The following is a 17,068-nucleotide window of genomic DNA, read 5'->3' as shown; positions in this document are numbered from 1 at the left end:
GACTTCTTGCTCATGGCTCTATCCTCTCAGGGAAAAGAGCCTCCTCAAAACCCGGGGCGGTTCACCATCTGAGTATCAACAAAACTACATCTGGCCTATGAACGAAGTACACAATCATGAAGACCGGCTCGCCAAATGTCACTATTCGTGGTTAAATCTGTCATCGTCCCTATGTCTTGGGTTTTAAGGGCTTGGGCTGCACTCCAACTGCGCCTCTAGCTCTTTTCTGCATTCTCATCAGGCAGACTGAAAGCAACTTGCCTTCTCAGGTCGGGTTTTTGGGGGTCTTTCCACAGACTGCCCTTCGCAGCGTGTAGCAAGCCTCAACGCTTGCATATCGGACACGCTCCAACCAAATTACTGCGCGCAACGGCCACACGACGAAAGGGCCGCCTTGGGGGCTGAGCGAGCACGCGCATGTCCTATGCTGCAGCCTTCGAACAACAGCCAAGTAACGCAGTGAACATGATCGTAACTCTGTGAAACGGTTGGACTTTTGCTCATTCAGTTCACCGAAACTCGGACGACAACAACCTCAAGCACCCAACGAGTATGGGTACTGAAGGAGAGGATTTTGCTGTGGCCCCGAGAGACAAACACGGCGCACTAAGTCACACCAAGAGACCTACGGTGACTATGTCGTTAGCAGACCCCCATGACTCACCGGAGAGCCGGCGGTCAGGAGTTGTGAATTGATCGAGAGCTAATAAGGCCTTCTAACCATAGGAGTTTCCTCCTATTTTCCCGAGGCCGGAAGCGCGAAGTCGAATGTTTTAAAGGATTGGTATGTTTTCGCGAACTTTTTCTCTGCTGCCTATGGTGCCTGTCTTTCCTGCAAAGTCAACATTGCAAGCACTGATGGGCGGGGCTTTGCTTCTGGCCGTCGCCGACGCACCTGCTCAAACGACCAACACGCCACCGCAAGGTTATGTGCTGTGTGCCTCCGAATGGAACCAATGCCAGTTCACCGGCACTGCATCTGTTGTCTATGGCGCCCGCACGACGTGGACTGCTGCCCGGAGTTTTACCGGAGGAGTCGCATGCAACAACACCACATTTGGGGATCCCATCCCCGGTACGGCCAAAGCCTGCTACGTAAGGGCTACGACCTCGACGACCACCACCTCTTCTTCGACGCGCTCATCGCCCACAACCGTTAGCACTCTGCCTACGGGGTACACCTTGTGCGCGGCGGAGAATCAACGCTGCAGCTTCACCGGAGTAGCAAACGTGGTCTACGGCACTCGCACGACTTGGACTGCCCCTCGCACCTTCTCGGGCGGCGTGGATTGCAACAATAGCGTCTTTGGTGATCCGTTGGTAGGCTCCGTCAAGTCGTGCTACGCGGTGGCGTCTACTGCACCTGCACCTGCACCTGCACCTGCACCTGCACCTGCACCTGCACCTGCACCTGCACCTGCACCTGCACCTGCACCTGCACCTGCACCTGCACCTGCACCTGCACCTGCACCTGCACCTGCACCTGCAACCACTGGACAGACGTCTACAACGGTTTTCGCCCAGCTGAGCGCCACCCGCCTCAGTGGCCCGGCGCCGCTGGCCGTCCAGTTCGATGCCACAGGCACGACCTACAGCACCGCCGGCCAACACCCGTTCCACCATGTGCGCTACGCGTTCAATTTCGGTGATGATCGCGGCCAGACTTGGCCTATCTCTGGTCTTCCGAAGAACGTACAGACCGGCGGCCCATTGGCTGCTCATGTGTTCGACCAGCCCGGCACTTACCAGGTGCGTGTCCGCGCCACCGACCCCACCGGCGGTTACTCGGACAGGACGGTAACTATCGAGGTTCAGGACCCCAATGCCGTGTTCGCCGGCACCCAGACCATCTGTGTGTCCGCGGTTGCCAACTTCGCCGGTTGCCCCGCAGGCGCCTCCCAGGTGACTGCAATGCCTTCATCGGCGAGCTTCAACAATCGCCGAGTTCTGCTTCGCCGTGGTGAGACGTTCTCGTCCATCGGCGTTCCCCACGGCAGCCAGAACGTTCAGATCGGAGCATTCGGCACTGGCGCGAAACCCCGAATCAGCAGTGTTGAAGTGGGCGCACTGGGACCATCCTCCTCGGCGTTCCCGCGTGACATCACGATCATGGATCTGAACATCCTCCAGCGCTTTGAACAGTACGTGACGATGTCCCGCCTGCTGCTCTACCGCAACACCTTTGACGCGCCGACGGGAGAGTTCGTTGCAGCACAGATCAACATCGCCAGCGCGCTGGCCTACATCGTTCAGAACCACACGCTGGCGCCGAGTCAGTACATCCAGCCCCGGGAACTGTTCATCGTGGAGAACCAGCTGCGCGGCAGTACGGCCAATCCGCACATGAACATGGCGGGTGAAGGCAGCCGCTTCGTGATCATGGGCAACGACATGGGCACCGCCCAGCAGCACACGGTGCGTCTGTGGGGCATGTACAAGGGCTTCATCGCACACAACGCGCTGCGTGGCCGTTCCTCCGACGGCATCCGGGTGGCCCTCAAGGTGCACTCCGGTGGCCTGGGTGAGTACAACGACAACTACGCGATCTCTGGCAGCACCTGGGCATCGAGGCAGATCGTCATTGCCAACAACCGGCTCGGCGATTCCACGGACAACAACTCGTTCACAGGCGGCGCCAGCCCGGAGAACAATGGTCCCGACAGCCGCCAGGGTCTGGAAGATGTGGTGCTGGAGAACAACGTGTTCCACCGTGGTCCGAACACGAACACCGAGTTCATCCTGATGGGACGTCGCATGTCCTCGCGTGGCAACACTCGTGCCGATGGAGGCGTGCCCAACATCAACCAGTACGGCAACTCGTACCAGCTGCTCCCGGCTGAATGGGTTGGCCCGTTCTACTACTGAGAACCAGAGAACCCATGTAAAACCCCCGCTGGATGTGAAGTCCAGCGGGGGTTTTCTGCGTCTGGTGCCGCAGGACGGATGTGTCTCTGTTGGCGCTAACCGCCTTTGCCCTTGGTGCCTGGCCTCGGTGGCAAGCCAGTGTGCTGAGTCAGCATGCGCCCCTTCACCGGGGACTTCACACCCGGTGTCGAGTTCTTCTTGCGCGCGCTCTGGTAGCCGCCATCGGTCACTGGCTGGAAGGTCGGGATCAGATGGTGCTTGCCGTTGCCGATCAGGTCTGCGCGGCCCATGGCCTTGAGCGCTTCGCGCAGCAGCGGCCAGTTGTTGGGGTCGTGGTAGCGCAAAAAGGCCTTGTGCAGGCGGCGGCGCTTCTCGCCGCGCACGATATCCACCCGTTCGGCCCGCTCATCACGATGCACGCCCTTGAGCGGGTTCAGGTTGCTGTGGTACATGGCCGTGGCGGTGGCCATGGGGCTGGGGTAGAAGGTTTGCACCTGATCGGCGCGGAAGCCGTTCTTCTTGAGCCAGAGGGCGAGGTTCATCATGTCCTCGTCGCTGGTGCCCGGATGCGCGGCAATGAAGTACGGGATGAGGAACTGCTTCTTACCCGCCTCCTCGCTGTACTTCTCGAACATCTGCTTGAAGCGGTCGTAGCTGCCGATGCCTGGCTTCATCATCTTGGACAGCGGCCCGCTCTCGGTGTGCTCGGGCGCGATCTTGAGGTAGCCGCCGACGTGGTGCTGCACCAGTTCTTTGACGTACTCCGGCGACTTCACCGCCAGATCGTAACGCAGGCCGGAGCCAATCAGGATCTTCTTGATGCCCTTGAGCGCGCGCGCCCGGCGGTAGATCCTGATGAGCGGGTCGTGGTTGGTGGTGAGGTTCTGGCAGATGCCGGGGTAGACGCAGCTGGGCTTGCGGCAGGCGGCTTCGATGGCCGGGCTGCGGCAGCCCAGGCGGTACATGTTGGCTGTGGGGCCGCCCAGGTCGGAGATGACGCCGGTGAAGCCCTCGACCTTGTCGCGGATGTCTTCGACCTCCTTGATGATTGAGTCTTCCGAACGGCTCTGGATGATGCGGCCTTCGTGCTCGGTGATGGAGCAGAACGTGCAGCCGCCGAAGCAGCCGCGCATGATGTTGACCGAGAAGCGGATCATCTCCCAGGCCGGGATCTTGGTCGCGCCATCGTGGCGGCCGTGCTCGTCGGCGTAGGCCGGGTGTGGCCCGCGGGCGTACGGCAGGTCGAACACGTAGTCCATCTCGGCCGTGGTCAGCGGGATGGGCGGCGGGTTGATCCACACGTCTCTGGCCGTTGAACCTTCACCGTGCGCTTGCACCAAGGCGCGGGCGTTGCCCGGGTTGGTTTCCAGGTGCAGCACGCGGTTGGCGTGGGCGTAGAGCACGGCGTCGCTCTTGACCTGCTCGTAGCTGGGCAGGCGGATCACCGTCCGCTCACGCGGCAGCTTGGCCACGCCACCGGCGCCTTGCGGGCGGTGGATGGTGATGGGCTTGACCTGCGGGTCGCTCGCCGGGGCGGCTGCTCCCTCTTCCTTGGAACAGCTCTGGCCTTGCGCCTGCGCCTGCTCGCTGGTGGTCAGGTAGGGATTGATGTGGTCTTCCACATGTCCCGGCTGGTCGACCTCGGTCGAATCCAGCTCGATCCAGCCCTCGGCCGTCGGGTCGCCCGGGCGGCGCACGAAGGCGGTGCCGCGCACGTCGGTGATCTGCTCGACGGGTTCGCGCGCCGCAATGCGGTGCGCCACCTCGACCAGCGCGCGCTCGGCATTGCCATACAGCAGCAGGTCGCACTTGGCGTCCACCACGATGCTGCGGCGCACCTTGTCGCTCCAGTAGTCGTAGTGGGCGATGCGGCGCAAGCTGCCCTCGATGCCACCGAGCACGATGGGCACGTCTTTGTAGGCCTCGCGACAGCGCTGGCTGTAGACGATGGCGGCGCGGTCGGGCCGTTTGCCGCCCGCGTCGCCGGGCGTATAGGCGTCGTCGCTGCGGATCTTCCGGTCGGCGGTGTACCGGTTGATCATGGAATCCATGTTCCCCGCGGTCACGCCCCAGAACAGGTTGGGCTTGCCCAGCACCTTGAAGGGCTCGGCGCTCTGCCAGTCGGGCTGGGCAATGATGCCGACCCGGAAACCCTGGGCTTCGAGCACGCGCCCAATGACGGCCATGCCGAAACTGGGGTGGTCCACGTAGGCGTCGCCAGTCACCAGGACGATGTCGCACGAATCCCAGCCGAGCTGCTCCATTTCCGCCCGGCTCATGGGCAGGAAGGGCGCGACACCGAAGCGCTTGGCCCAATACGGGCGGTAACTGGTCAGCGGCTTGGCGTTGCGCGCGAAAAAGGAGACGTCGATGGGCGCGTTCATGGGGCCGTTCTGGAGGGCATTCGAGGGGAACCCGCAAGTGTAGGTGCCCAGCCCTGCCCTGCGTGGGCCTGGGGCCTCCCGCCAGACTGACGGCTCCTACAAGGGACGCTTGTGCTCCAGCGGCCCCAGATACAGCTCCGGTTCCACCGCGACTTGCCGTTCCTGCTCTCGTTGGCCCTCGGAAAACTGGGACAAGATCACCACATGGCCAATCTGTGCGCCTTGCAGCCCCTCCAAACGAAGCACTTCCCGTTCAGATGTCCTTGAGCGCAGCGTCGATGTGCGACTGGAACACGGCCGGGTCGGCCAGCGCGTTGGCGTTCATCAGCGCGAGTTTGACGAGAAACAGCTCGGTCCTCTCGGGACCAACGGCATCGATGGCGGTGGCGAGCTGGTCGTAGACCTGCTCCAGGCCGGGAATGGTCAGCGCGTTCTGCAGTATGTTGTGATCGTTCACGCGGTGGCTCCCGTGTTCAGGCCGGCGGCGGTGTGGAGGGCGGCGCGCAGCCGGGTGGCATCCAGCCGGGTCCAGCGGGCGCATATGTGCTGGTCGGGCCGCAGCAGGTAGGCGCCTCCGGCGCGCAGGCCGTGGCGTTCACTCAGGTGGCCGTCGGCGTCGGACAGGGTCTTGTCGGCACCGGGAACGGGCTCGCTGGCGCCGACCGCGATCACCTGCAGCGGCGGGCCACCGGCCCTCGCTCCCTCGATCACCGCCAGCAGGTCCGGCGGGATCGGTGAGTCCGTTGCAATGACAAGCGCGAATCGGTGGTCGAGGTGATCGAGCAGGAAATCGTCGTGGCCGAGGCGGATGTTGCGCGGCGGCGCTCCATGGCCTGGCCCCACCTTGAAATCGGCGCTGTCGTCGTCCGCGGCGTTGAGCGGCGAGCGGGTGTACTCGTGCGGCCGCGAGGTGCGCCAGTGGTAGAGCGGCCCGACAAAGGGCTGGCTCAGCGAGAGCGAGAGCACGGCGTCGCGCAGCAGTCGGAAGCCGCGTGTGGGCGGCGTCATGAAGCGCGTGCTCTTGCCGGCCTCGTCGATGATTTCGCGCGCCGCACCCACGCGTTCGCTGCTGTAGCTCTGCAACAGCGATGCGGGCGCCACGCCCCGGGTCACCAGCGCCAGCCGCCAGGCCAGGGCCTGCGCGTCCTGGAAACCAGTGTTGGCACCGCGCACGCCGAAGATGGGCAGCAGGTGCGCCGCATCGCCCACGAACAGCACGCGGCCGTGCACGTAGTTGGTCAGCGTGAGCGCGCGCGCCGAATAGACCGAGCACCAGTCCATTTCCCATGGCACGCCAGCGTGGCCGATCATGGCCAGTTGGGCATCGATACGGGCTTTGATGGACTCGGGTTTGAGCGCTTCTTCTGGCGTTTCACCGGGCGGCAGTTGGTAGTCCAGCCGCCAGATGCCGTGCGGCTCGCGGTGCATCAGGATGGTGTTGCCCGGGTTCCAGTCGGGGTCGAAGAAGGCCAGGCGTTCGGTGGGCAGCGGCAGGTCCACCCGGATGTCGGCGATGACGAACTTGCCTTCGTAGGACGCGCCTTCGAGTTTGAGTTCCATGAGGGCGCGGATCGCCGAACGGGCGCCATCGGCGGCCACCAGCCAGTCGGCTTTCAGCGTGTACGGTCCTTCGGCGGTGTCGACCTGCAACGTGGCACCGCAGGCGTCCTGCACGAACGACACCAGCTTGTTGCCCCAGCGCAGCGCTACCAGCGGATGGGCGTCGCAGGCCTCCACCAGATACTGCTCCAGATACTGCTGCTGGATGTTGATCAGCGGAGCGAAGCGGTCGTCGGGGTCGTGCGGGTTCTCCATGCGGAACACACGCTGCCCCCGGTAGAAGGAGTTGCCACAGTTCCACGGCAGGCCGTTCTTGGTGACGCGGTGCGCCACACCGACCTGCTGCAGGATCTCCATCGAGCGCCGCGTGAATGCGATGGCCCTGCTGCCCTCGGACACCTGCCGCTCGGCTTCGAGCACCACGCAGCGCACACCCTGCTGCGCCAGCGCCAGCGCGGTCACCAGGCCAATGGGGCCTGCCCCCGCGATGACCACCGGGGCGTGCTGTTCTGCCGGGTGTTGCGATGGCACCCAGGCGTCAAACACCTGGTAGTCGTAATAGATCGAGCGCCGCGGCTCGGCGTGGGGCTGGTGCATGCTGTCTCCTGTCGTGCGCCGCAGTGTAGGCAGCGAACAAGCGAACAATGTCCTGATTTCAGGACACCCAGGAAAAGTGGTCAGGTCGGTGCCAGCAGCGCGGCGAACAGTTCGCGCTGCCCGGCCACCCCCAGCTTGCGGTAGACCCGCTGGCAGTAGGTCTGGGCGCTGGCAGGCGTCAGGCCCAGGCGTTCGGCCAGAGTTCCCGTGTCCAGTCCGTCCATGAGCGCCTGCAACACATCCTGGTCGCGCCGGGTGAGATGCGGCCAGCGCCGCACGGCGCGGGCCAGCAGCAGCCCGTCCAGGTCCTGATGGGCCGCCAGGCCGGTGTGGTGCAGGCGCACGGCCTGCACGATCAGCGGAGCAAAGGCCTCGACCACGGCGACCGCTACATCGTCGAAGGGGCCGTGTTCGGTGCCACGGTACAGATGGACCGACATCCAGCGACGTCCTTCGTACATCGCCAGCACCGCCAGGCGCTCGGCCACCTGCGGCAGCGTGTAGCAGGTCTGGCGATAGCCTGCGTGGGCGATGTCGGCGCCGGCCTGGCGGTGCAGCAGGATGCGTGGCTGCTCGGTGCCTGACTTTTGCGCGGCGGTCCACTCGGCCTGCATCACAGCGGTCAGCCCGTCGAGCCGGTGGTAGCGGTTGACGTAGGCCTCGGCGATGTGGGGCAGTTCTCTGGTGCGCGAACGGTCGCCCACCGCCACCACCGTAGGCCTGCGCCCGGGTTCAAAGGAAAAAATGGTGCACTGGGCCAGTGGCGCGTGCGCGCCCACGAGCCGCAGCAGGTCTTCGGCCACCGTGTCCCTGGCGCCCTGACCCAGGTGGCTCAGCAACGCGCTGGCCTGCGCCAGCGGCAGGTCGAGTGCAGGGGGCTGACGTGAGCCCAGCACCCAGTGGCGGCGCGAGGGGTTGGACATGCGCGGCACTGTAGCGCAGGCGACGCTGCCCCGCCCCGCACCACTTCTAGCATCTGGTGACCATCCATCAGGAGTCCCCATGCCCGAATACAGCACACTGCGCATCACCCCCGACCCACATCAGCCACGCATCGCCCGCCTGCGGCTCAACCGGCCGGACCAGTACAACGCCATCAACGACGCCATGCCCGGCGAGATCCGCGCCGCGGTGGAATGGGCCAACGCAGAACCGGACATCCATGTCATCGTGGTCGAAGGGGCGGGCAAGGGCTTCTGCGGCGGCTACGACCTCTCCGGCTATGCCGAACAGCGGATCGAACACCCCTGCCAGCAGGAAGCCCATCCCTGGGACCCGATGGCCGACTACGCCGTCATGAAGCGAAACACCGAGGACTTCATGAGCCTGTGGCGCTCATCCAAACCCACCATCGCCAAGGTGCACGGTGCCGCGGTGGCCGGCGGCAGCGACATCGCGATGTGCTGCGACCTGCTGGTGATGGCCGAGGACGCGCGCATCGGCTACATGCCCACCCGCGTTTGGGGCTGTCCGACCACCGCCATGTGGACCTACCGGCTCGGGCCGTTGCGCGCCAAGCAGATGATGTTCACAGGTGACGTGATCGACGGCATCACCGCCGCGAACTGGGGCCTGGCCAACGAAGCTGTGCCAGCGGAACAGCTGGAGGGCGCGCTGATGCGGCTGGCCGGGCGCATCGCGGGCGTGCCCTCGTCGCACCTGGCGATGCACAAGATGGTGGTCAACCAGGCGATGCTGAGCATGGGACTGGAGCAGACGCAAATGTTCGCCACCGTGTTCGACGGCATCACCCGCCACAACCCTGAAGGCCTGTGGTTCCGCCGGTACGCGCAGGAGCAGGGCTTTAAGGCGGCTGTGCAATGGCGCGACAGCGGCCGCCCCATCCCCGAAGGCGACGAAGCACGCGCATTGATCCGGAAAATGGACGCGCACAAATAGCAAGCGCGCGTTACGCAACAGGCGCAACCAGACGTACGGTTCATCTCGTTACCCCTCTTACGGCAGCAATCCGAATGTAAGCCTCATGGCTCGTAGCATGACCGCTTCACTTTCAGAAGGAGCTCGCATGGCACTGCATTTCGGAAAACGCGACAACGAACCCACCAACACCCTCAACCAGGGGCTCAACTCCCCCCGTTACGGCGCCAGCAGCATGAACACCCCCTCCTCCAGCACCCCGCCTGAAAGCCGCCAGCCGGCGTCGGCAGCAGCATCCGCCAGCACCACCGTGCCTGAAGGCGGCAGCAAGCTCACAGTCGGCCCGAACATCAAGCTCAAGGGCGTGGAAATCACCGACTGCGACACGCTGGTGGTAGAAGGCCTGGTCGAAGCCACGATGGACTCGCGCGTGATCCAGATCGCCCAGCAAGGCGCGTTCAAGGGTTCGGCCGAGATCGACATCGCCGAGATCCACGGTGTGTTCGACGGCAACCTCACCGTGCGCCAGAAGCTCGTGATCTACGCCACCGGCAAGGTCACCGGCAAGATCCGTTACGGCAAGGTGGTGATCGAAGAAGGCGGCCAGCTCTCGGGCGACATCGAGTGTTCGGTGGCTGGCAGCGCCAAGTCATCGGCCTCATCGGCCAAGCCCTCCATGGCCCTCGCAGCCTGAGTTTTTCACCTCTCTGAACTTCACCGCCCGCTCTTGCGGGCGGTGTTCATTTGCGCCTGCCCCGGCGGCCCCGCTATCCTCTGGGCATGTACGCCGGCTATTTCGGTCTCCAGCAGACCCCCTTTTCCATCGCTCCCGACCCCCGTTACCTCCTGATGAGTGAACGGCACCGGGAGGCGCTGGCGCTGCTTCTTTACGGGGTGCAGGGCGGCGGCGGCTTCGTACTGCTCACCGGCGAGATCGGGGCCGGCAAGACCACGGTCTGCCGCTGCTTCCTCGAACAGGTCCCCGAGAACTGCCGGGTCGCCTACATCTTCAACCCCAAGCTCACCGTCGGTGACCTGCTCAAGACCATCTGCCACGAGTTCCAGCTGGAGGTCCGGCATGAAGGCATCGGCCCGGCCACGATCAAGGACTACCTCGATCCGCTGAACGAGTACCTGCTGCGCAGCCACGCCGCCGGTCAGCGCAATGTGCTGATCATCGACGAGGCGCAGAACCTCACGCCCCACGTTCTGGAGCAGCTGCGCCTGCTGACCAATCTGGAAACCAACGAACGCAAGCTGTTGCAGATTGTTCTGATCGGGCAGCCCGAACTGCGCACCGTGCTCGCCCGCCCCGAGCTCGAACAGCTGGCGCAGCGCGTGATCGCTCGGTTCCACCTGGGTGCCCTGAGTGCGGCCGAAACCCGGCAGTACGTGCGGCACCGTATGGAGGTGGCGGGCCTCAAGGGCCCCTTGCCATTCAGTGCCGAAGCGCTGGCACGTGTCCACGCGATCACCCGGGGAGTGCCCCGACGCATCAACTTGCTGTGCGACCGCGCGCTGCTGGGCGCCTACGCCACGGACAGTCGGCACGTTGGCCCTGCGATGGTGGACAAGGCGGCCAGCGAGGTGTTCGACATGCCCGCCACCCGGTCCGCACCCCCGCCGGTCAAGGCACTGGCCAAGCGCCCATGGCGCACGCTGGCGCTGGGCGCACTGGGTGGCGCCGTACTGGCCGGCGGGGTGGCCGCTGTCCTCTGGCAGCAGCGTGCACCGTCTGAGACACATCCTCCAGCCAGCCCCACCGCCAGCCCCCCCTCGGGCCCGGCTCCGGTAGCGCCGACACCAGCGCCCACTCAGCCACCGCCCACCGCGGCTGTCGAGGCCCCAGCCGACCCACTTCCTGTAAGCGCGCCCGCCCCGCTTGCCAAGCCTCCAGGGGCCGCTGACCTGCTGGGTTCCGAGGTCACGGCGTGGCGAGAGCTCGGAGCGCTCTGGGGGAAAACCCTCGCGGGGGCGGACCCTTGCGCCACGGCCCTGCAGCACCAGTTGCAGTGCTTCAGCACACAGCGCATGACGCTGCACGGTCTGCGCCAGTTGAACCGTCCGGGTATCCTGCTGCTGCGTCTGGGCAACGAGGAACCGCGGCGGGCGCTCGTCACAGCCATGACCGCTGAAACCGCCACGTTGCAAGCCAATGGCCAGCGCTGGCTGATGCCGCTGACCGCACTGGCCGACATCTGGCGCGGCGACTACGCCACCCTCTGGCGCCAGCCTGAGGGCGTGCGGGGCCGGATCACACAGAACCCCCAGGGTGTGGCTGGCGACTGGCTGTCCGGACAGCTCATCAGCCTTCAGGCCAAGGGCCTGATTCCCGCCGAGGCCAGCACCTTCCCCACCCGCCTGAAAGCCTTTCAGCAGACACAAGGCCTGGAGGCTGACGGCGTGGCCGGGTCCATGACCTTCATGCAGGTCAACCTGGCGGCGGGTGTGGACGAACCCCGTCTGAGCAAGCCCTGAACGCCGGCGCACCATGTCCTACATCCTTGATGCACTCAAACGGGCCGACGCCGAACGAGAGCGGGGCCACGTACCCGGCCTGCACAGCCAGGGCACGCCGCCCCCCGCAGTGGGCGCCACACGGTCTCAGCGAATCAGCCTGCCCCTGGTGGCTGGAGCCTTCGCCTTGCTGCTGGCTGCGGCGACCGTCGTCTGGTGGTGGAACAGAGGCCCTGACGAAGCGCCAGCACCAGGCGCTGCGGAGCAGGCTCCTGCCAACGTGGTGGAGAAGTCGGGTGCGGCCGCGGAGGTAGCGACAGCACCGCCGGCCCCTGCGCTGCCCATTCTGGCGCCGCCACAGGTGGCCGCCCCACCGCCGGCACCCCGTTCCGCCACCGCCCCTGCGATGGCCGCTCCTGCCCCACCCGCGGCACCGCCCGTTGCGCCCGCGCCCGCTGCACCTTCTGCCTCCGCTGGCGCGGACAGACTGCCTCCTCCGGCCGCCGCAGCACCGGCATCGGCGCCAGCGGTCAAGGTCTCTGGCGTCACCTACTCCTCGAATGCGTCCCACAGGATGCTGATAGCCAACGGGAAGGTGGTGCGCGAAGGCGAAGAAATCGAGCCGGGCCTCAAGGTGGAGGTCATTTCCCCCAGAAGCGCCATACTCAACCACCGTGGCTCCCGATACAACATCAACTACTGACCGCACCCTGCCGACGAGTCCTGTCCAGACGCACGCCAGGCATGGCACCTGGGGCCGCTCCGCGCTGTGGGTGGTGGTGCTGATCGGTATCGGATGGCTGCTGCGAGGTCGTCAGTACCTGTTCAACCGGTCCCTGTGGCTGGATGAGGCCTACCTGGCGGTGAACTTCATGGACCGCGATCTCGGACAGCTGCTGTTCGAACCGCTGTCCAACGGCCAGGCGGCCCCCCTCGGATTTCTTGCGCTGACCAAGCTGCTGACGACGGCGCTGGGCGTGGAGGACTGGGTGCTGCGCTTGCAGCCTCTGGCCGCAGGCCTGCTGACCCTGCTGGCGGCCTGGGGTCTGGCGCGCAGGACGCTGCCGCATCGCGCAGCCCAGGCCACCTTCATGGGTCTGCTGGCCCTGTCCCCGGTGCTGGTGTACTACAGCTCCGAGTTCAAGCAATACCAGAACGACGTGCTGGCCACGTTGGGCCTGCTCTGGCTGGCCGCGCGCTTCGACCTGCAGCTCTGGCAACGGGATGCCCCTGTGCTGGCTGTGGCCGGCGCACTCGCCATCTGGCTGTCCCACCCCAGCCTGTTCGTGCTCGCGGGTGTGGGCCTGGTGCTCTGGATCGAGGCGATCCGCCAGCACCAGCGAACCGCCTGGCTGGCGGTGTCCGGCATGGGCCTGGTGTGGATGCTGGCCTTTGCCCTGCACCACACGCTGGTGATGAAAACCCTTGCCGGCAACCAGCACCTGCTGGATTTCTGGAAGTTCGCCTACGCACCGCTGCCCCCCGCCTCGCTGGCCGACTGGCGCTGGTACCTGGACAGCGCGCTCGCGCTGGTCTATCTCGCCCTGCGCCATGTGGGCGTGGCGCACCACGGCATGCTGACCGCATGGTTCGACCCACTGAACTTGGGCCTGCTGGCGCTGTCTGCAATGGGTTCGTTGACGCTGGCGTGGCGTGCACCGCGACTCGCCGCCATCGGGCTGGCCGTGCTGCTGGCCACACTCGCTGCGTCCGCGCTGCACCTCTACCCATTCCGCTCACGCCCGACCATCTTCCTGGTGCCGCTTGTGCACCTTGGTCTGGCCGCGCTGGTGCAGGCCGTGCTGGACCGCCAGAGCCTGCCCGCACGGCACCTGCTGGCGGCGGTCGTCACCGGCTTTGCGCTGCTGGTGCCCGCCTCCGCGTCGTGGAAGGTGCTGCGCAAGCCCCACAACGACCAGGACATGAAGGGCGTGCTCCTGCACATCGCCAACCAGATGAAGCCCGGAGACGGCGTCGTCATCGACTCCATGTCGCACAAGGCGTTCGACTTCTACTCGCGCGACCAAGGCATGCAGGCCATGCCCGTCACGGTCTTCCGCCCGACCATCAACCAGTTCCACGACGCCATGGCCACAGTGCGCCGCCTGTGCATCGAACAGCCCATGCAGCGCAGCTGGGTCATCGTCACGCACCGGCTCCAGGGGCGCGCCGGCTTCCTGCAGCACATCGCGTCCGTCGCGCCGGCCCTGCAGCGATGGGATGGCGATGGCGCCATCGCGCTGCTGTACGACTTCCGGGCCAGCGACTACTGCCGGAAATACACCGCGCCCAACCGCGCTCCCACCGCGCCCTCGCCAGCCTTGCCAACACAGTGACCGAATCCAGCACATTCATTTACAGCGGCACCGAACTCGACCTGTTTGCCACCGCCCGGCACTGGAAGTCCTATTGGACCCAGGTCATCGACCCCTATCTTGGCCAACACGTGTTGGAACTGGGGGCAGGGATCGGAGCCAATGCACAGGCGCTGCAACACCGGCGATATGCACGCTGGCTCAGCGTGGAACCCGACGCGACCATGGTGGAACTGATGAGACAGGGCATTGCCCAGGGGCGGCTTTCGTCCAGCCACGAGGCGGTTTGCGGCACCTCCCTGGACCTGTCACGGGACGAGCGCTTCGACACCATCCTGTACCTGGATGTGCTGGAGCACATCGAAGACGACCGTGCCGAGCTGCAGCGCGTCAGCGAACTTCTGCAACCCGGCGGACACATCGTCATCCTGGCCCCGGCCCACAACGTTCTGTACACCCCGTTCGACAGAAAGATCGGGCACTTCCGTCGTTACGACAAGGCGATATTGCGCGCCGTCGTGCCGCCGGAGCTGCACATCCGCCGCATGCTGTATCTGGACAGCGTCGGAATGCTCGCCAGTCTGGCCAACAAGCTGCTGCTGCAGTCCGACTCGCCCTCGCCCGGTCAGGTCCGTCTCTGGGACTCGGTCATGGTGCGCATGTCCCGACTGGTCGATCCGCTGACCGGTTTCCAACTGGGCAAGAGCATTGTTTGCATTCTGCAAAAGCCATTGACCATTTGAATCAAAACAATTCTTCAGAAAAACCAAATTGCCACATTAATTGGTTGCCCACGAATTTTCATTTGCAAACCCCAACACTTCCGAATCCTGCAATCAAAAAAAGCAACTTCCCGCATCGAAATGCAGCCACCAAACCTTAAGAGGCCTACGCCGGTGGGCCGTTGTGGGTCACATCGTCGATGCCGTTGAGCCAGGCGGTTGTGGAAAGCCAATTGATGGCCAAGGCGTCCGCCCACGAATTCGTTTCGGGACCTGCAGCCAATCAGACCCAGTCGGCCTTGCCGGTACAATGCCGCGGCCTGCACAGCAGGCCATCGCCAACAAATAAAGCGAATCCTGCCCCACCCGACGCCCGGAGCCCCGCATGCGCATTTCCAACAGAAAAAGAATCCTGATCACCGGGGGAGCCGGCTTTCTGGGCTCGCACTTGTGCGAGCGGCTGCTGGCCGAGGGCAACGACATCCTGTGCGCCGACAACTTCTACAGCGGCACCAAGGACAACGTGGCCCACCTGATGGGCAACCCGCACTTCGAGCTGATGCGCCACGACGTGACCTTCCCGCTGTATGTGGAGGTCGACGAGATCTACAACCTGGCCTGCCCCGCCTCGCCGGTGCACTACCAGTGGGACCCGGTGCAGACCACCAAGACCAGCGTGCACGGGGCCATCAACATGCTGGGCCTGGCCAAGCGCACCAAGGCCAAGATCTTCCAGGCCTCCACCAGCGAGGTCTATGGCGACCCCGAGGTGCACCCCCAGCCCGAGAGCTACTGGGGCAAGGTCAACCCCATCGGCATCCGCTCCTGCTACGACGAAGGCAAGCGCTGCGCCGAAACCCTGTTCTTCGACTACCACCGCCAGCACCAGGTGGACATCAAGGTCGCCCGCATCTTCAACACCTACGGCCCACGCATGCACCCCAACGACGGGCGCGTAGTCAGCAACTTCATCGTGCAGGCCCTGCGCGGTGAGGACATCACCATCTACGGCGACGGCTCGCAGACGCGCAGCTTCTGCTACGTGGACGACCTGATCGAGGGCTTCGTGCGCCTGATGGCCAGCCCCGATGGCGTGACCGGCCCCATCAACCTGGGCAACCCCAACGAGTTCACCATCCGCCAGCTGGCCGAGGCGGTGCTCGCCAAGGTCGGCGGCAAGTCCAAGTTGGTCTGCAAGCCCCTGCCCTCGGACGACCCCAAGCAGCGCCAGCCCAACATCGAGCAGGCCAAGGCGGTGCTCGGCTGGCAGCCGCAGGTCCAGCTCGAAGAAGGTCTGGACAAGACCATCGACTACTTCCGCCGCTTCCTGCAATCATGAGCTTCGCGCAGCACGAGATCGTGATCGTGACCCCGGTCTACGAGGACCTGGAGGCCAGCGGTCGGCTGTTCAAGGAGCTGGCCAAGGAGTTCGGCCAGCGGGTGTTCGTGGTCGCTGTGGACGACGGCTCGGTGCGCCAGCCCCTGACCATCGCCAGCCTGCAAGATGCCGGCGCCGCCGGGGCGGTGCTCAAGCTGCGGCGCAACGTGGGCCACCAGCGCGCGATTGCGATCGGGCTGAGCTATGCGGCCGAGCACCTGGCGCCGCACCAGAAGGTGGTGGTGATGGACTCGGACGGCGAGGACCTGCCCTCGACCATCGCCGAGCTGCTCAAGCCGCTGGAGCGCGCCGACGTGGACGTGGTGGTCGCGCAGCGCAAGAGCCGGGTCGAGACCTTCCGCTTCAAGGCCTTCTACCAGGTCTACAAGCGCTTCTTCAAGCTGATGACCGGCCGCCCGATCAGCTTTGGCAACTTCATGGCGCTCAAACCAGTCGCCGTGCAGCGCCTGGTGGCGATGCAGGAGCTGCCCATCCATGTGGCCGCCGCCGTGCTGGCCTCCAAGCTGCGCACCAGCGTCTGCCCGTTGGACCGTGGGCCGCGCTACGCCGGCCAGTCCAAGATGAACTTCGTGGGGCTGGCGCTGCACGGCTTCAAGGCCCTGATGGTGTTCGCCGAGGACGTGCTGGTGCGGGTGGGCATCTTCAGCGCGGTGATCGCTGCGTTCTCGGTCGTGGGATCGACCTGTGCGGTGGTGCTCAAGCTGCTGGGTTACTCCACCCCCGGCTGGTTCTCCCTGGTACTGGGTATCTTCGTGCTGCTGTTCCTGCAGACCGGCGCCCTGGCGCTGATGACCCTCATGCTCACCGGTGTCATGCGCAGCGGCAGCGTGGTCACCGCCGTCGCCCACCGCGAGTTCATTGCCGAGGTCATCGAGACCCGACCATGAATGG

The 17,068-nt window shown here is 65.0% G+C and carries 14 protein-coding genes; 9 read left to right on the top strand and 5 right to left on the bottom strand.

Going from position 1 to position 17,068, the window contains the following annotated elements; translation table 11 throughout:
- Positions 1 to 1,354: 1,354 nt before the first annotated feature.
- Complete coding sequence (locus ACFOPI_RS08935) at positions 1,355 to 1,483, bottom strand: hypothetical protein (RefSeq protein ID WP_382173098.1); 129 nt, start codon at positions 1,481 to 1,483, stop codon at positions 1,355 to 1,357.
- Between the two features lie 41 nt (positions 1,484 to 1,524).
- Between ACFOPI_RS08935 and ACFOPI_RS08930 the strand changes: the two genes are divergently transcribed.
- Positions 1,525 to 2,865, top strand: a complete 1,341-nt coding sequence (locus tag ACFOPI_RS08930; protein WP_382173096.1) for a PKD domain-containing protein — start codon at positions 1,525 to 1,527, stop codon at positions 2,863 to 2,865.
- Positions 2,866 to 2,960: 95 nt separating this feature from the next.
- On the opposite strand, the gene ACFOPI_RS08925 is transcribed toward ACFOPI_RS08930, so the two are convergent.
- From ACFOPI_RS08925 to ACFOPI_RS08910, 4 genes are all read right to left on the bottom strand, one after another.
- The gene (locus ACFOPI_RS08925; RefSeq protein ID WP_382173045.1) at positions 2,961 to 5,249 is read right to left on the bottom strand and encodes a YgiQ family radical SAM protein; all 2,289 of its coding nucleotides are present in this window, start codon (positions 5,247 to 5,249) and stop codon (positions 2,961 to 2,963) included.
- A gap of 253 nt (positions 5,250 to 5,502) precedes the next feature.
- Positions 5,503 to 5,706, bottom strand: a complete 204-nt coding sequence (locus ACFOPI_RS08920; RefSeq protein ID WP_382173044.1) for a DUF2783 domain-containing protein — start codon at positions 5,704 to 5,706, stop codon at positions 5,503 to 5,505.
- Positions 5,703 to 7,406 (bottom strand): FAD-dependent monooxygenase, encoded by a 1,704-nt coding sequence (locus ACFOPI_RS08915; RefSeq protein ID WP_382173042.1) that lies wholly within the window; start codon positions 7,404 to 7,406, stop codon positions 5,703 to 5,705. The genes ACFOPI_RS08920 and ACFOPI_RS08915 overlap by 4 nt, the downstream gene beginning before the upstream one ends.
- Before the next feature lie 80 nt (positions 7,407 to 7,486).
- Positions 7,487 to 8,329, bottom strand: a complete 843-nt coding sequence (locus tag ACFOPI_RS08910; RefSeq protein ID WP_382173041.1) for a helix-turn-helix transcriptional regulator — start codon at positions 8,327 to 8,329, stop codon at positions 7,487 to 7,489.
- 79 nt (positions 8,330 to 8,408) lie between these two features.
- Between ACFOPI_RS08910 and ACFOPI_RS08905 the strand changes: the two genes are divergently transcribed.
- The 8 genes from ACFOPI_RS08905 to ACFOPI_RS08870 all read left to right on the top strand — a co-directional run bounded on the left by ACFOPI_RS08905 (position 8,409) and on the right by ACFOPI_RS08870 (position 17,064).
- Positions 8,409 to 9,305, top strand: a complete 897-nt coding sequence (locus tag ACFOPI_RS08905; RefSeq protein WP_382173039.1) for a crotonase/enoyl-CoA hydratase family protein — start codon at positions 8,409 to 8,411, stop codon at positions 9,303 to 9,305.
- A 127-nt stretch (positions 9,306 to 9,432) separates the two neighbouring features.
- Complete coding sequence (locus ACFOPI_RS08900; protein WP_382173038.1) at positions 9,433 to 9,978, top strand: bactofilin family protein; 546 nt, start codon at positions 9,433 to 9,435, stop codon at positions 9,976 to 9,978.
- A gap of 86 nt (positions 9,979 to 10,064) precedes the next feature.
- The gene (locus tag ACFOPI_RS08895) at positions 10,065 to 11,762 is read left to right on the top strand and encodes an ExeA family protein (RefSeq protein ID WP_382173036.1); all 1,698 of its coding nucleotides are present in this window, start codon (positions 10,065 to 10,067) and stop codon (positions 11,760 to 11,762) included.
- Positions 11,763 to 11,775: 13 nt separating this feature from the next.
- On the top strand, positions 11,776 to 12,444 hold the full coding sequence (locus tag ACFOPI_RS08890) for a general secretion pathway protein GspB (protein WP_382173035.1): 669 nt from the start codon (positions 11,776 to 11,778) through the stop codon (positions 12,442 to 12,444).
- On the top strand, positions 12,416 to 14,077 hold the full coding sequence (locus tag ACFOPI_RS08885; protein WP_382173033.1) for a glycosyltransferase family 39 protein: 1,662 nt from the start codon (positions 12,416 to 12,418) through the stop codon (positions 14,075 to 14,077). The genes ACFOPI_RS08890 and ACFOPI_RS08885 overlap by 29 nt, the downstream gene beginning before the upstream one ends.
- Positions 14,074 to 14,799, top strand: a complete 726-nt coding sequence (locus ACFOPI_RS08880; protein ID WP_382173031.1) for a class I SAM-dependent methyltransferase — start codon at positions 14,074 to 14,076, stop codon at positions 14,797 to 14,799. The genes ACFOPI_RS08885 and ACFOPI_RS08880 overlap by 4 nt, the downstream gene beginning before the upstream one ends.
- 364 nt (positions 14,800 to 15,163) lie before the next feature.
- Entirely contained in the window at positions 15,164 to 16,117 is a 954-nt protein-coding gene (locus ACFOPI_RS08875) for a UDP-glucuronic acid decarboxylase family protein (RefSeq protein WP_382173029.1), read from the top strand.
- Positions 16,114 to 17,064 (top strand): glycosyltransferase, encoded by a 951-nt coding sequence (locus tag ACFOPI_RS08870; RefSeq protein ID WP_382173027.1) that lies wholly within the window; start codon positions 16,114 to 16,116, stop codon positions 17,062 to 17,064. Before ACFOPI_RS08875 ends, ACFOPI_RS08870 begins: the two co-directional genes overlap by 4 nt.
- The last annotated feature ends 4 nt before the right edge of the window (positions 17,065 to 17,068 follow it).

Origin of the sequence: Hydrogenophaga luteola, assembly GCF_042648585.1 — a bacterium.
GTDB lineage: Bacteria > Pseudomonadota > Gammaproteobacteria > Burkholderiales > Burkholderiaceae_C > Hydrogenophaga > Hydrogenophaga luteola.
Note: the sequence above shows the minus strand (reverse complement) of the source record. Positions and strands in the feature narration are given on the sequence as shown.

Excerpts from the sequence above, each read along its gene's own strand:
- ACFOPI_RS08925 (WP_382173045.1), bottom strand. The coding sequence starts at position 5,249 with ATGAACGCGCCCATCGACGTCTCCTTTTTCGCGCGCAACGCCAAGCCG.
- ACFOPI_RS08915 (WP_382173042.1), bottom strand. The coding sequence starts at position 7,406 with ATGCACCAGCCCCACGCCGAGCCGCGGCGCTCGATCTATTACGACTAC.
- ACFOPI_RS08910 (WP_382173041.1), bottom strand. The coding sequence starts at position 8,329 with ATGTCCAACCCCTCGCGCCGCCACTGGGTGCTGGGCTCACGTCAGCCC.
- ACFOPI_RS08905 (WP_382173039.1), top strand. The coding sequence starts at position 8,409 with ATGCCCGAATACAGCACACTGCGCATCACCCCCGACCCACATCAGCCA.
- ACFOPI_RS08900 (WP_382173038.1), top strand. The coding sequence starts at position 9,433 with ATGGCACTGCATTTCGGAAAACGCGACAACGAACCCACCAACACCCTC.
- ACFOPI_RS08895 (WP_382173036.1), top strand. The coding sequence starts at position 10,065 with ATGTACGCCGGCTATTTCGGTCTCCAGCAGACCCCCTTTTCCATCGCT.
- ACFOPI_RS08890 (WP_382173035.1), top strand. The coding sequence starts at position 11,776 with ATGTCCTACATCCTTGATGCACTCAAACGGGCCGACGCCGAACGAGAG.
- ACFOPI_RS08875 (WP_382173029.1), top strand. The coding sequence starts at position 15,164 with ATGCGCATTTCCAACAGAAAAAGAATCCTGATCACCGGGGGAGCCGGC.
- ACFOPI_RS08870 (WP_382173027.1), top strand. The coding sequence starts at position 16,114 with ATGAGCTTCGCGCAGCACGAGATCGTGATCGTGACCCCGGTCTACGAG.